Origin of the sequence: Pseudomonas sp. PDM31, from assembly GCF_019218965.1 — a bacterium.
GTDB lineage: Bacteria > Pseudomonadota > Gammaproteobacteria > Pseudomonadales > Pseudomonadaceae > Aquipseudomonas.
Genome location: NZ_JAHUWS010000005.1, coordinates 123649 through 137514, shown reverse-complemented (window position 1 = coordinate 137514; position 13866 = coordinate 123649). Strand labels below are relative to the sequence as shown.

At 61.4% G+C, this 13866-nt stretch carries 11 protein-coding genes and 3 tRNA genes; all 14 read left to right on the top strand.

Translation table 11 applies throughout. The features are described 5' to 3' along the window. Nucleotides 1–242: 242 nt before the first annotated feature. The 14 genes from KW839_RS11705 to KW839_RS11640 all read left to right on the top strand — a co-directional run bounded on the left by KW839_RS11705 (nucleotide 243) and on the right by KW839_RS11640 (nucleotide 13818). Nucleotides 243–1253 (top strand): aspartate-semialdehyde dehydrogenase, encoded by a 1011-nt coding sequence (locus KW839_RS11705; RefSeq protein ID WP_060540055.1) that lies wholly within the window; start codon nucleotides 243–245, stop codon nucleotides 1251–1253. A 205-nt stretch (nucleotides 1254–1458) separates the two neighbouring features. Continuing rightward, entirely contained in the window at nucleotides 1459–4083 is a 2625-nt protein-coding gene (locus tag KW839_RS11700; RefSeq protein WP_060540054.1) for a FimV/HubP family polar landmark protein, read from the top strand. A gap of 307 nt (nucleotides 4084–4390) precedes the next feature. Beyond that, a complete protein-coding gene (gene truA, locus KW839_RS11695; protein WP_060540053.1) occupies nucleotides 4391–5215 on the top strand; it encodes a tRNA pseudouridine(38-40) synthase TruA in 825 nt (274 codons plus the stop codon). 63 nt (nucleotides 5216–5278) lie between these two features. Continuing rightward, the gene (locus tag KW839_RS11690) at nucleotides 5279–5893 is read left to right on the top strand and encodes a phosphoribosylanthranilate isomerase (RefSeq protein ID WP_218424425.1); all 615 of its coding nucleotides are present in this window, start codon (nucleotides 5279–5281) and stop codon (nucleotides 5891–5893) included. Nucleotides 5894–6083: 190 nt separating this feature from the next. Next, entirely contained in the window at nucleotides 6084–7004 is a 921-nt protein-coding gene (gene accD, locus KW839_RS11685; protein ID WP_060540051.1) for an acetyl-CoA carboxylase, carboxyltransferase subunit beta, read from the top strand. Further along, nucleotides 7001–8308, top strand: coding sequence for a bifunctional tetrahydrofolate synthase/dihydrofolate synthase (folC, locus tag KW839_RS11680; protein ID WP_218424424.1), 1308 nt, complete (start codon nucleotides 7001–7003; stop codon nucleotides 8306–8308). Before accD ends, folC begins: the two co-directional genes overlap by 4 nt. Further along, nucleotides 8292–8954 carry an SPOR domain-containing protein gene (locus tag KW839_RS11675; protein ID WP_218424423.1) on the top strand — a complete coding sequence of 221 codons (663 nt, stop codon included), beginning with the start codon at nucleotides 8292–8294 and terminating at the stop codon, nucleotides 8952–8954. The genes folC and KW839_RS11675 overlap by 17 nt, the downstream gene beginning before the upstream one ends. Nucleotides 8955–9052: 98 nt before the next feature. Beyond that, the gene (locus KW839_RS11670; protein WP_060540048.1) at nucleotides 9053–9613 is read left to right on the top strand and encodes a CvpA family protein; all 561 of its coding nucleotides are present in this window, start codon (nucleotides 9053–9055) and stop codon (nucleotides 9611–9613) included. Between the two features lie 41 nt (nucleotides 9614–9654). Beyond that, on the top strand, nucleotides 9655–11160 hold the full coding sequence (gene purF / locus KW839_RS11665; protein WP_060540047.1) for an amidophosphoribosyltransferase: 1506 nt from the start codon (nucleotides 9655–9657) through the stop codon (nucleotides 11158–11160). A 79-nt stretch (nucleotides 11161–11239) separates the two neighbouring features. Beyond that, nucleotides 11240–12451 carry an O-succinylhomoserine sulfhydrylase gene (locus KW839_RS11660; protein WP_060540046.1) on the top strand — a complete coding sequence of 404 codons (1212 nt, stop codon included), beginning with the start codon at nucleotides 11240–11242 and terminating at the stop codon, nucleotides 12449–12451. Then, the gene (locus tag KW839_RS11655; RefSeq protein ID WP_218424422.1) at nucleotides 12448–13224 is read left to right on the top strand and encodes an SDR family oxidoreductase; all 777 of its coding nucleotides are present in this window, start codon (nucleotides 12448–12450) and stop codon (nucleotides 13222–13224) included. The genes KW839_RS11660 and KW839_RS11655 overlap by 4 nt, the downstream gene beginning before the upstream one ends. A gap of 218 nt (nucleotides 13225–13442) precedes the next feature. Next, nucleotides 13443–13518, top strand: a tRNA-Val gene (locus KW839_RS11650). A 53-nt stretch (nucleotides 13519–13571) separates the two neighbouring features. After that, nucleotides 13572–13648, top strand: a tRNA-Asp gene (locus KW839_RS11645). 93 nt (nucleotides 13649–13741) lie between these two features. Beyond that, nucleotides 13742–13818: transfer RNA gene (locus KW839_RS11640), tRNA-Asp, on the top strand. Nucleotides 13819–13866 lie beyond the last annotated feature (48 nt).

Sequence of the window (13866 nt, the reverse complement as noted above, 5' to 3'; positions counted from 1 at the left end):
CGTTATGAAAGAACCCGCGCCTTGCAAGAGGCGCGGGTTTTTTAATACCTGGCAGTGGGGGCGGTTGCCTGATAAGCCGCCTTCGCGAGCAAGCCCGCTCCCACAATGGAATATGTACCCCTGTGGGAGCGGGCTTGCTCGCGAAGGGGCCTTTACAGGCACTACAAATCCCCGTCAGAAATTGCCTGCATGCCAGTCACCCGGTAAAGTGCCGCTCCTCCCGTTTCGCCAGAGGTCAAACCATGAGCCAGCCCATAGATATCGCCGTGATCGGCGCCACCGGTACTGTCGGCGAAACCCTCGTGCAGATCCTCGAGGAACGCGATTTTCCGGTCGGCAACCTGCACCTGCTGGCCAGTAGCGAATCGGCTGGCCATTCGGTGCCGTTTCGTGGCAAGAACGTGCGGGTGCGTGAAGTCGACGAGTTCGACTTCAGCAAAGTGCAGCTGGTGTTCTTCGCCGCCGGCCCGGCAGTGACCCTGAGTTTCGCCTCGCGCGCCACGGCGGCCGGCTGCTCGCTGATCGATTTGTCTGGCGCCTTGCCAGCCGATCAGGCGCCGCAGGTCGTGCCGGAAGCCAACGCAGAACGGTTGGCCGGTTTGAAAAAACCTTTCCAGGTCAGCAGCCCGAGCCCTTCGGCCACGACATTGGCCGTGGTGTTGGCGCCATTGCTCGGTTTGCTCGACTTGCAGCGCGTCAGCCTGACCGCCAGCCTGGCCGTTTCGGCGCAAGGCCGCGAAGCCGTGACCGAACTGGCGCGACAGACCGCCGAGTTGTTGAATGTCCGCCCGCTGGAGCCAAGCTTCTTCGACCGGCAGATGGCGTTTAACCTGCTGGCACAGGTTGGCAAGCCGGATGAGCACGGTCATACACTGCTGGAAAAACGCCTGGTACGCGAACTGCGCCAGGTCATCGCGATGCCTTTGTTGAAAATTTCCGTCACTTGCATTCAAGCCCCGGTGTTTTTTGGCGATAGCTTTAACGTGACCCTTCAGTCGGCGAGCGATATTGACCTGGCAAAAGTCAACGCGGCCCTGGACGATGCGCCCGGTATCGAACTGGTGGAAGCCGGCGATTATCCGACCCCGGTGGGTGATGCGGTAGGGCAGGATGTGGTCTACGTTGGTCGGGTGCGCGGCGGTATAGATGACCCGGCGGAACTTAATCTGTGGATGACGTCAGATAACGTACGCAAAGGCGCCGCGCTCAATGCTGTGCAACTGGCTGAATTGTTGATAAAAGACCTGCTGTAAAAGATACTTGGCAACTATTTGTCTAATGATTCCGGGCAGGCCTATGCTTGCCGGAATGCCGAAGGCGAGCCGCTCTTCGGGGCTTTGCGTGGCATCAATGAAACGATCGCGCGCGACGCCCCCTCGCCGTCGTGCGCAATGCCTTGCGGCAGCGGCTATCAATACCTTCTCGCTGGCCGAGGAATGTTCAAACTAAGGATGAACCATGGTTCAAGTTCGCAAACTGGTGTTAGCAATAGCGGCCGCCTCGGCGCTGTCCTCCGGTATGGCGCATGCCCTCGGGCTCGGGGAGCTGACCCTGAAATCGACGCTCAACCAGCCATTGGTTGCGGAAATCGAGCTGCTCGATGTCAAGGAACTCACCGCTGCGGAAGTGGTGCCGAGCCTGGCTTCACCTGAAGATTTCGCCAAGGCCGGTGTCGACCGCCAGGCGTTTCTCAACGACTTGACCTTCACCCCGGTTCTCAATGCCGGCGGCAAAAGCATCCTGCGTGTGACCTCCAGCAAGCCACTTTCCGAACCAATGGTTAAATTCCTGGTTCAGGTGATGTGGCCGAACGGCCGTTTGTTGCGCGATTACAGCCTGCTGCTCGATCCCTCCAAGTTTTCGCCGCAAACCGCCGAGGCGGCTGCGCAGCCTGCAACGACGCCAGCCGTCGCCGCGCCGGTTACCGGTGCAAGCAAGCCGACCCAGCACATCACCACGCCGCGCGATACCCTCTGGGAAATCGCCGCCAAGGCGCGTAACGGCGGGTCGATCCAGCAAACCATGCTGGCTATTCAGGCGCTGAACCCGGATGCCTTCATCGATGGCAACATCAACCGCTTGAAAACCGGTCAGGTGCTGCGTTTGCCTGATCAGGTACAAAGCACCAACCTGGCGCAACCCAAGGCTATCGCTGAAGTGGCCGCGCAAAACACCGCGTGGCGCCAGGGTCGACGTTACGTGGCCAGGCCGGCGGCAGGGCAGCAGCAGCTCGACGCGACCAATCGTCCTGGCACCCAGGCTGCGCCCGCACAAAGCGCGGCGGACAAGTTGAGCCTGGTGTCTGCCGAATCCGGCAGCAGTCGGGGCAAAGGCGCCGCTGGCGATGCCAAGGCGCTGAACGACAAGCTGGCGCTGACGCAGGAAAGCCTCGACACCAGTCGTCGGGACAACGCCGAACTGAAAAGCCGAATGGCCGATCTGCAAAGCCAGATGGACAAGCTACAGCGGCTGATCGAACTGAAGAATAATCAACTGGCCAAGTTGCAGGTTGAAGGGGCGGCGGGGGCTGCTGCTCAGCCTTCGAAGACGATGCCTGCCGAACTGGTGGCCAATCCGGCGCCTGGTGCGGCTGCAACTGCGCCGGCGGCAACCGAGGCGACTCCAGCGCCGGCCGAGAAGCCTGTTGAGCCAGCGCCAGTGGCGACCGGCGATCAGAAGTTCAATGAGCTGCTGACCAATCCTGCGCTGCTCGGGCTGGTGGGTGGTGGCGCAGTGGTGCTGCTGCTCCTGTTGCTGTTGCTGGCCCGTCGCCGCAAAGCCCAGCAGGAAGCCGAAAAGCATATGCGCATGGCCCGGGCGCTCGCCGAAGAACAGCAGTTCCCGGCCGATCTCGACTTGCCGCACAGCAGCTTTGAGGGGCTCGATGTTCCACCTCCGAGTGTGAAGCTGGCAGCCACGCCGACGCCGACGCCACAACCTGCTCCGGTACCAACCCCGGCTCCGGTGGTCGCTTCTGCCGTAATGACCACGCCAATCGCCGCACCGCTGGTGTCTCCGGCGGCCGATCGCTCCGATGATGTATTGGGGCAGGCGCAGTCCCATATCAATGCCGGGCGCCTGAACCAGGCGGCGGCGTTGCTCGAAGACGGCGTCAAACGCGAGCCTCAGCGCAGCGCCTTGCGCCTGAAGCTGATGGAGGTCTACGCCCAGCAAGGCGATCGTGATGCGTTCGTCGCCCAGGAGCGTCAGCTGGTGGCCAACGGCGATAACTTCGCCCAGGTCGAGCAGCTGAAAAGCCGCTTCCCGGCCATGGCGCTGGTGGCTGCCGGCGGTATCGCCGCGGCGGCCGTCGCTGCCGAGCTGGATGCACAATACGTGAAGGAGCTGCTGCTGGATGAGCCGCAGGTACCTGAAGTTGCCGAGGACGATCTCGACAGTGCATTCGACCTGAGCCTGGATGATCTGGACACTGTTACGCCTGTTACGCCTGTTACGCCAGCGGCGCCGGAACGAGAAGTCACTACCCTGGCTGATCTGGACGACTTCCCGCTGGACGACGACCTGAGCTTTGGCTCGGTGTTGCAGCAGCAGACCGAGATCAAGGAAAACCTCGACGACCTGTCGGATTTCGATCTGGACCTGGATCTGGGTGCCGAGCCATCGCCGGCGATGCTCGCCGAAGATGACTTCCTGCTGGATCTGGACCTTGATGAAGGCGTGAAGGACTTGCCGCCCGTCGAAGCGCCGTCCGCTCCCGAGGTTGCGCTGGACGACCTGGAGTTGCCGGCGGATTTCGACCTGTCACTGGCCGATGAAATGGACGCGCAAGAGGCTCCGGATGCGTTCGCGGCAGAACTGGAGGACGTCAACGCCGAGCTGGAAAACCTGTCCCACAGCATCGGCGAGCCGACCTTCACCGAAGCCGATGCGGCCTTGGGTGATGATGAGGACTTCGACTTCCTCTCAGGAACCGACGAAGCCGCCACCAAGCTCGATCTGGCCCAGGCCTATATCGACATGGGTGATAGCGACGGCGCCCGTGACATCCTCAACGAGGTGGTGACCGAAGGCAGTGATGAGCAGAAGAGCGAAGCGAAGGAGATGCTGTCGCGTTTGGCTTGAGTGGAGTTTTGGGTGTAAACGAAGCGGCAGCCTGGTGAGGCTGCCGTTTTTGTTTTATCGGAAAATGATGTGGCAATACTGGCCCCATCCCGGGCAAGCCCGCTCCCACAGTGATCGGCATCGCGCATAAATTTTGTGCACACAGCTGAAACCTGTGGGAGCGGGCTTGCCCGCGAAGGGGCCCGCACATTCACCGCAGCTGCGACGGTTGTACTGGCATCCCCTACAGTCAGCCTTATAATGCCCGCCTTTGCGCACATCAGCAGGCTGTCACTCCTTGGCAAATATAGATAACCCGGCCGCCGAAATGGCAGCCGACGGCTTTTTCCGCATCGCCTTGGGCGTTGAATACAAAGGCTCGCGCTATCGCGGCTGGCAGCGCCAGGCATCGGGCGTACTCACCGTGCAGGAAACCCTGGAAAACGCCTTGTCGAAAGTGGCTGACTCACCCGTGTCGCTGCTCTGCGCCGGGCGCACCGACGCCGGGGTCCACGCATGTGGCCAAGTGGTGCATTTCGACACCCAGGTCGAGCGCTCGATGAAGGCCTGGGTCATGGGCGCCAACATCAACTTGCCCCATGACGTCAGTGTCAGCTGGGCCAAGGTCATGCCGGCGCATTTCCATGCGCGGTTCAAGGCCATTGCCCGACGCTACCGCTACGTGATCTACAACGATCAGATCCGCCCGGCGCACCTGAACGAAGAAATCACCTGGAATCACCGTCCGCTGGACGTCGAGCGCATGGCCGAGGCTGCCCGCTACCTGCTCGGCACTCACGACTTCAGCGCTTTCCGCGCCGGACAGTGCCAGGCCAAATCGCCGATCAAGGAGCTGCACCACCTGCGCGTCACCCGTCATGGCAAGATGATCGTGCTGGATATTCGCGCCAGTGCTTTCCTGCACCATATGGTGCGCAACATCGCCGGCGTGCTGATGACCATCGGTGCCGGTGAGCGTCCGGTTGAATGGATGAAGGAAGTGCTGGAGAGTCGCGTGCGCCGTACCGGCGGAGTCACCGCGCATCCGTTCGGCCTGTACCTGGTGCAGGTCGAGTACCGTGACGAGTTCCAATTACCGGAGCGTTACATCGGCCCACACTTCCTCACCGGCTTCTCGGAACTTGACGGCTGACGCCCTCGAACGCTTTTGTTACCATCCGGGACTTTCCCGGATTTGTCTTGGAGTTGTGTCGACATGTCAGCCGTTCGCAGCAAGATTTGTGGGATTACCCGCATAGAAGATGCGTTGGCAGCGGTCGAGGCCGGGGCTGATGCCATCGGGTTCGTGTTCTACGCCAAAAGCCCCCGGGCGGTGACGTTCCAGCAGGCGCGCGCAATCATCCAGGCGCTGCCGCCGTTCGTGACCACCGTGGGGCTGTTCGTCAACGCCAGTCGTTGCGAGCTGGGGGAAATCCTCGATGCGGTGCCGCTGGACCTGTTGCAGTTCCATGGCGATGAAGGCGTCGCCGATTGCGAAGGCTGGCACCGTCCCTACATCAAGGCGCTGCGGGTCAAGGCCGGTGATGACATCGCCGCCGCCTGCGATGCTTACCCAAGCGCCAGCGGCATACTGCTCGACGCCTATGTCGAAGGCATTCCCGGCGGAACCGGCGAAGCATTCGACTGGTCTTTGATACCGCAAGGCCTGAGCAAGCCGATCATCCTGGCCGGCGGCCTGACCCCGGATAATGTCGCCGGCGCGGTGGCGCGGGTCCGGCCCTATGCCGTGGATGTCAGTGGCGGGGTCGAAGCGAGCAAGGGCATCAAGGATCACGCGAAGATTCAAGCGTTCATCAAGGCTCTACGTTGATGTGACGGCTGGCAGACTGCCGCCGTCCACTGCACTGTACAAAACGGCTGAGGATTGATGGGTGGTACGCAGGTCACGCTTGACTGACCCGGCCCCCACCAGACATCGCCGCACACATGAATTTAGCTCAAGGGCATACGCGGGGCTGCGAACCAGAGCGTTCGGGCCGCCGGTACTGGAGAAAGAAAGCATGAGCAACTGGTTAGTAGACAAACTGATCCCTTCGATCATGCGTTCCGAGGTCAAGAAGAGCTCGGTGCCTGAAGGTCTTTGGCACAAATGCCCGTCTTGCGAGGCGGTGCTGTATCGTCCGGAGCTGGAAAAGACCCTGGACGTTTGCCCCAAGTGCAATCACCACATGCGTATTGGCGCGCGCGCGCGCATCGACATTTTCCTCGACGCTGAAGGGCGTACCGAGCTGGGCGCTGACCTGGAGCCGGTTGACCGTCTGAAATTCCGCGACGGCAAGAAGTACAAAGACCGCCTGACCGCTGCACAGAAGCAGACCGGCGAAAAAGACGCACTGGTGTCCATGAGCGGTACCCTGCTGGGTATGCCGGTTGTGGTCTCGGCGTTCGAGTTTTCCTTCATGGGTGGTTCGATGGGTGCCATCGTCGGCGAGCGTTTCGTTCGTGCCGCCAACTACGCCCTGGAAAAACGCTGCCCTATGATCTGCTTCGCCGCTTCCGGCGGTGCGCGGATGCAGGAAGCGCTGATCTCCCTGATGCAAATGGCCAAGACCTCCGCGGTGCTGGCGCGTCTGCGTGAAGAGGGTATCCCGTTCATCTCCGTGCTGACCGACCCGGTCTACGGCGGTGTTTCCGCCAGTCTGGCAATGCTGGGCGACGTGATCGTCGGCGAGCCGAAAGCCTTGATCGGTTTTGCCGGTCCGCGCGTTATCGAGCAGACCGTACGCGAAAAGCTGCCCGAAGGTTTCCAGCGCAGCGAGTTCCTGCTGGAACACGGCGCCATCGACATGATTGTTCACCGTCAGGAACTGCGTCCGCGCCTGGGTAACCTGCTGGCACAAATGATGGGCCTGCCGACGCCGAAGTTCGTCGCTGCACCAATCGAGCCGATCGTGGTTCCACCGGCACCTGCCAACATATGACCCAACGTACCCTTGGCGAATGGCTCGCCTACCTTGAACAGTTGCACCCTTCGGCCATCGACATGGGCCTGGAGCGTTCGCAGCAGGTAGCGTCCCGCATGGGGCTGGGCAAGCCGGCGCCTCGGGTGATCACGGTCACCGGCACCAACGGCAAGGGTTCCACCTGTGCGTTCGTGGCTTCGTTGCTGCGCGCCCAGGGCTTGAAAGTCGGCGTCTACAATTCTCCGCACCTGCTGCGTTACAACGAGCGGGTGCAGGTCAATGGCGTCGAAGCCAGTGATGCCGAGCTGTGTGAGGCCTTTGCTGCGGTAGAGGCGGGGCGTGGTGACACGTCCCTGACCTATTTCGAGATGGGTACGCTGGCTGCGTTCTGGCTGTTTCAGCGTTCGGCTCTTGATGCCGTGGTGCTGGAAGTAGGACTGGGCGGTCGTCTGGACACGGTCAACGTGGTGGACGCCGACATGGCGCTGGTCACCAGCATTGGCGTCGATCACGCGGATTACCTGGGCGATACCCGCGAGTCCGTGGCCTTCGAAAAGGCCGGCATCTTCCGCCCGGGCGCACCCGCGCTGTGCGGCGACCTGAATCCTCCGCAACCCCTGCTGGACAAGGCGCGCGAGCTCGATTGCCCGTTTTTCCTGCGCGGGCGCGATTTTGACCTCGGTGTCACTGATCACAACTGGCAATGGCGCGGCCTTGACGCACAAGGGCGAGCGGTCGAACTGCGTGACCTGCCGTTGCTCGATCTGCCGATGGAAAACGCCGCGCTGGCCTTGCAGGCGTACCTGCTGCTGGGCTTGCCCTGGGCAGAGGCGCAGATTGTTCAGGCGCTGCAGGCGACGCGAGTTGTAGGCCGTCTGGATCGCCGTCAGTTCGACTGGCAAGGCAAGCGCTTGAATCTGTTGCTGGATGTGGGGCATAACCCCCACGCGGCGGAGTATCTGGCCCGTCGCCTGGCGAGCCGACCGCTGGCTGGCAAGCGCCTGGCGGTGTTCGGGTTGCTCGTGGACAAGGATCTTGATGGTGTTGTCGGCGAATTGAATGCTAGTGTCCAGCATTGGGCCGTCGCCCCCCTGGATTCGCCACGGGCACGACCGGTTGCCGATTTGCACCAGGCATTGCAGAACCTTGGCGCTTCGGTAGCGTCTTATGACAGTGTGGCTGCAGCCCTGGAAGGGCAGTGCGCCAACGCTTCGAGCAACGACGAAATCCTGTTGTTCGGATCATTTTATTGTGTTGCCGAGGCCCTGGAATGGTTGGCCCGGCGCTCCACGGAGGAAGCGGCAAATGGCATTGCTGGATAAGGCCTACAAACAGCGCATGGTCGGCGCCCTGGTGCTGGTCGCACTGGCGGTTATTTTTCTGCCGATGCTGTTTTCCCGTCAGGATGAGCAGCGCCAGGTGATCGTCGAGGCCCCGGCTGCACCGCAGGCGCCGGCCTTGCCTCAGGTGCAGGTCGAGCCGGTGGTGGTTCCCGAACCTCAAGCCTTGCCGCAGGAGCCGGTGCCGAGCGATGAAGAAATTGCACAGCAGGAAGCGCCGGTGGTTCCCGCCACTCCTGTCGCTCCAGCGCCGACGGCCAAGGCAGTGACCCCGCCGCCTGCTCCTGCGCCGGCATTGGCAGCCAAGCCGGCAACAGCGCCGGTACAGCCAATCACCGCTGCGCCGGGCAAGCCCGATACCACTCAGAGCCGCGTCGACGCCAATGGGCTGTCGGTCAGCTGGTCGGTGCAACTGGCCAGTCTGGCGAGTCGTGACAGTGCCGAAAAACTGCAGAAATCCCTGCGCAGCCAGGGTTACAACGCCTATATCCGTACCGCCGACGGCAAGAATCGCGTGTTTGTCGGGCCGTTGATCGAACGCGCCGAAGCCGATCGCTTGCGTGACTTGCTCAGCCGCCAGCAGAACCTCAAGGGTTTTGTCGTGCGCTTTCAGCCAGAGCGCGGTTAAAACTATCGCCCCGATTTGAAATGCACAGGCAATCGCAGCTTACCGACAGGCACGGGCTCTGCTAAAATGCGCCGCCTTATCCGTCTGTAGGCTGCACTGTGCCATTTACCTGGGTTGACTGGGCGATCGTTGCAATCGTCGCCATCTCCGCATTGATCAGTCTGAGCCGCGGCTTCGTCAAAGAAGCACTGTCGCTGCTGACCTGGATCATCGCAGGAGTCGTTGCCTGGATGTTCGGTGGTTCATTGTCCGAGTACCTCGCCGGATACATCGAAACGCCATCGGCTCGCGTGATCGCGGGTTGTGCCATCATGTTTGTCGCCACTTTAATCGTAGGCGCAATGATCAATTATCTTATCGGCGAGTTGGTTCGTGTCACCGGGTTGTCCGGGACCGACCGATTCCTCGGCATGGCCTTCGGCGCCGCCCGTGGCGGGTTGCTGGTGGTCATTGCCGTCGGGCTGTTGAGCCTGGGGCCGGTACAGCAGGACGGGTGGTGGAAAGAATCACAGCTCGTACCAAGATTTCTATTGGTCGCAGACTGGTCCAAAAACCTGATTCTCGGGTGGAGCAGTCAGTGGCTTGCCAGCGGAATCAGCGTACCCGCTGATATACCGTTCAAGGAGCAACTCTTGCCGACGGCCAAAACGCCTCAGTAAGTAGTGCTCAGTTCAGATCCATTAAGTAGGGGTTGCGTCGCATGTGTGGCATCGTCGGTATCGTCGGTAAGTCGAACGTCAATCAGGCGCTGTATGACGCGCTAACCGTCCTCCAGCACCGCGGCCAGGACGCTGCCGGTATCGTGACCAGCCATGATGGCCGGTTGTTCCTGCGCAAGGACAATGGCCTGGTGCGTGACGTGTTCCAGCAGCGTCACATGCAGCGTCTGGTCGGCCACATGGGTATCGGCCACGTCCGTTACCCGACCGCGGGCAGCTCGACTTCGGCCGAGGCCCAACCGTTTTACGTCAACTCGCCTTACGGCATCACCCTGGCGCATAACGGTAACCTGACCAACGTTGAACAACTGGCCAAGGAGATTTACGAATCTGACCTGCGCCATGTCAACACCAGTTCCGATTCGGAAGTGCTGCTCAACGTGTTTGCTCACGAGCTGGCCCAGCGCGGCAAGCTGCAGCCGACCGAAGAAGACGTGTTCGCCGCCGTTACTGACGTGCACAACCGTTGCGTCGGTGGTTACGCGGTGGTGGCGATGATCACCGGCTACGGCATCGTCGGTTTCCGCGATCCGCACGGTATCCGCCCGATCGTCTTCGGTCAGCGTCACACCGACGAGGGCGTGGAGTACATGATCGCTTCCGAAAGCGTGTCCCTGGACGTGCTCGGCTTCACCCTGATCCGCGATCTGGCGCCGGGCGAAGCGGTCTACATCACCGAAGAGGGCAAGCTGCACACCCGTCAGTGCGCGACCAACCCGTCCCTGACCCCGTGCATCTTCGAACACGTGTACCTGGCGCGTCCGGACTCGATCATCGACGGCGTGTCGGTGTACAAGGCCCGTCTGCGCATGGGTGAGAAGCTCGCCGAGAAGATCCTGCGCGAGCGTCCCGAGCACGATATCGACGTGGTCATCCCGATCCCGGACACCAGCCGCACTGCGGCCCTGGAGCTGGCCAACCACCTGGGCGTGAAATTCCGCGAAGGCTTCGTGAAGAACCGCTACATCGGCCGGACCTTCATCATGCCGGGCCAGGCCGCGCGGAAAAAATCCGTACGCCAGAAACTCAACGCCATCGAACTGGAGTTCCGCGGCAAGAACGTGATGCTGGTGGACGACTCCATCGTTCGCGGTACCACCTGCAAGCAGATCATTCAGATGGCCCGTGAAGCCGGCGCCAAGAACGTCTACTTCTGCTCCGCGGCCCCGGCCGTTCGTTATCCGAACGTCTACGGTATCGACATGCCGAGCGCCCACGAACTGATCGCCCACAACCGTTCGACCCAGGACGTGGCCGAGCTGATCGGCGCCGACTGGCTGATCTATCAGGATTTGCCTGACTTGATCGAAGCGGTCGGTGGCGGCAAGATCAAGATCGACAAGTTCGATTGTGCGGTGTTCGACGGCCAGTACGTCACCGGTGACGTCGACGAGGCTTACCTGAACAAGATCGAGCAGGCACGTAACGATGCCTCCAAGGTCAAGACGCAGGCAGTCAGTGCGATCATCGATCTGTACAACAACTGAGTTTCTACCGGCCCCTAGGGGCCGGTTCTGTATCTACTGAAAAATTTTATTTATCGAGAGCAGGGCAAGGAGTGACAGCATGAGTCAGGAATGGGATGCCGGTCGGCTGGACAGCGACCTCGAAGGTGTAGCGTTCGATACCCTGGCCGTACGCGCCGGTCAGCACCGTACGCCGGAAGGCGAACACGGTGACCCGATGTTCTTCACCTCCAGCTATGTGTTCCGTACCGCCGCCGATGCGGCTGCACGCTTCGCCGGGGAAGTGCCGGGCAACGTCTATTCGCGCTACACCAACCCGACCGTTCGCGCCTTCGAGGAGCGCATCGCCGCACTGGAAAGCGCCGAGCAGGCTGTGGCAACGGCAACCGGCATGGCCGCGATCATGGCGGTGGTGATGAGCCTGTGCAGCGCCGGCGATCACGTGCTGGTGTCGCAAAGCGTCTTTGGTTCGACCATCAGCCTGTTCGAGAAGTACTTCAAGCGCTTTGGCATCGAAGTCGATTACGTGCCCCTGGCCAACTTGTCCGGTTGGGATGCAGCGATCAAGGCCAACACCAAGCTGCTCTTCGTCGAGTCGCCATCCAACCCGCTGGCGGAGCTGGTGGACATCGCTGAGCTGGCGAAAATCGCTCACGCCAAAGGTGCGATGCTGGTAGTCGACAACTGTTTCTGCACCCCGGCCTTGCAGCAGCCGCTGAAAATGGGCGCAGACATCGTCGTGCACTCGGCGACCAAGTTCATCGACGGCCAGGGCCGTTGCATGGGTGGTGTCGTGGCCGGTCGCGGCGAGCAGATGAAAGAGGTGGTGGGTTTCCTGCGTACCGCCGGGCCAACCCTGAGCCCGTTCAACGCCTGGATCTTCCTCAAGGGCCTGGAAACCCTGAACCTGCGGATGAAGGCGCATTGCGCCAACGCCCAGCAACTGGCTGAATGGCTGGAGCAGCAGGACGGCATCGAGAAAGTCCATTACGCCGGCCTCAAGAGCCATCCGCAGCATGAACTGGCCCTGCGTCAGCAGAAGGGTTTCGGCGCGGTTGTCAGTTTCGAGGTCAAGGGCGGCAAAGAGGGCGCCTGGCGCTTTATCGATGCGACGCGCCTGATTTCGATCACTGCCAACCTGGGCGACAGCAAAACCACCATTACGCACCCGAGCACCACCTCCCACGGCCGTCTGGCGCCGCAGGAGCGTGAAGCGGCAGGTATTCGCGACAGTCTGATCCGCGTTGCGGTCGGCCTGGAAGACGTGGCAGACCTGCAAGCCGATCTGGCGCGCGGCCTGGCTGCGCTGTGATCGAGTTGTCCACGCCGTCCACCGGCTCCCATGGCCGCGTAGCGCTGGTGACCGGTGCTGCGCGCGGCATCGGGCTGGGGATCGCCGCCTGGCTGATCAGCGAGGGTTGGCAAGTGGTGCTGACGGACCTGGATCGGGAGCGCGGTTCGAAAGTGGCGAAGGTGCTGGGCGACAATGCCTGGTTCATTGCCATGGATGTGTCCAATGAAGGGCAGGTCGCGCTGGGCGTTGCCGAGGTGCTGGGGCAGTTCGGCCGCCTCGATGCACTGGTGTGCAACGCCGCGGTGGCCGACCCGCACAACATCACTCTGGAAAGCCTCGATCTGGCGTACTGGAATCGTGTGCTGGCGGTGAATCTCAGCGGGCCGATGCTGCTGGCCAAGCATTGTGCGCCTTATCTGCGCGCGCACAGCGGGGCCATCGTCAATCTGGCCTCGACCCGCGCCGGGCAATCGGAACCCGACACCGAGGCTTATGCGGCGAGCAAGGGCGGCCTGTTGGCCCTGACGCATGCCCTGGCCATCAGTCTGGGACCGGAGATCCGGGTCAATGCCGTCAGTCCTGGCTGGATCGATACCCGGGATCCTTCGGTGCGGCGTGCCGAGCCGTTGACCGAGGCCGACCATGCGCAGCATCCGGCGGGCAGGGTGGGGACGGTCGAGGATGTGGCGGCGATGGTGGCCTGGCTGTTGTCGAAGAATGCCGGTTTCGTCACGGGGCAGGAATTTGTGGTCGATGGCGGGATGACCAAGAAGATGATCTATAGCGAATAAACCACATCGATCAGTTCAGATTGATGTTGAATTGGCTGGCCTCTTCGCGAGCAAGCCCGCTCCCACATTTGGAATGCATTTCCCCTGTGGGAGCGGGCTTGCTCGCGAAAGCAGTCTCACTGCACATACATAATTTTGTCTTTTTTAGAAAAACTTCAATCCTGCTATTGACTTAGGTTCGCTACCTGCGTAAATTTCGCGGCCTCGGAGATGCAAACGGGTGATTAGCTCAGCTGGGAGAGCGTCTGCCTTACAAGCAGAATGTCGGCGGTTCGATCCCGTCATCACCCACCACTTCCGAGATACTTGCGAAAGCAAGAGGTAGGCTGAAATGCCTCCACCGACGCGCAGCGGTAGTTCAGTCGGTTAGAATACCGGCCTGTCACGCCGGGGGTCGCGGGTTCGAGTCCCGTCCGCTGCGCCATATTTTCCGAGTCAGGCACGTCCTGGTTCGAGATTGAAAAGCTACTGAGTTTTCAATCAGACAAGTTACTTGAGCATCTGCTCAAAGCGATACGCAGCGGTAGTTCAGTCGGTTAGAATACCGGCCTGTCACGCCGGGGGTCGCGGGTTCGAGTCCCGTCCGCTGCGCCATATCTGCCCCGAGGCCTGCTGAACGCCTTGGAGCTACGAAGAAAGCCG

Coding starts and splice junctions, on each gene's coding strand:
- KW839_RS11705 (WP_060540055.1), top strand. CDS start 243: ATGAGCCAGCCCATAGATATCGCCGTGATCGGCGCCACCGGTACTGTC.
- KW839_RS11700 (WP_060540054.1), top strand. CDS start 1,459: ATGGTTCAAGTTCGCAAACTGGTGTTAGCAATAGCGGCCGCCTCGGCG.
- truA (WP_060540053.1), top strand. CDS start 4,391: ATGGCAGCCGACGGCTTTTTCCGCATCGCCTTGGGCGTTGAATACAAA.
- KW839_RS11690 (WP_218424425.1), top strand. CDS start 5,279: ATGTCAGCCGTTCGCAGCAAGATTTGTGGGATTACCCGCATAGAAGAT.
- accD (WP_060540051.1), top strand. CDS start 6,084: ATGAGCAACTGGTTAGTAGACAAACTGATCCCTTCGATCATGCGTTCC.
- folC (WP_218424424.1), top strand. CDS start 7,001: ATGACCCAACGTACCCTTGGCGAATGGCTCGCCTACCTTGAACAGTTG.
- KW839_RS11675 (WP_218424423.1), top strand. CDS start 8,292: ATGGCATTGCTGGATAAGGCCTACAAACAGCGCATGGTCGGCGCCCTG.
- purF (WP_060540047.1), top strand. CDS start 9,655: ATGTGTGGCATCGTCGGTATCGTCGGTAAGTCGAACGTCAATCAGGCG.
- KW839_RS11660 (WP_060540046.1), top strand. CDS start 11,240: ATGAGTCAGGAATGGGATGCCGGTCGGCTGGACAGCGACCTCGAAGGT.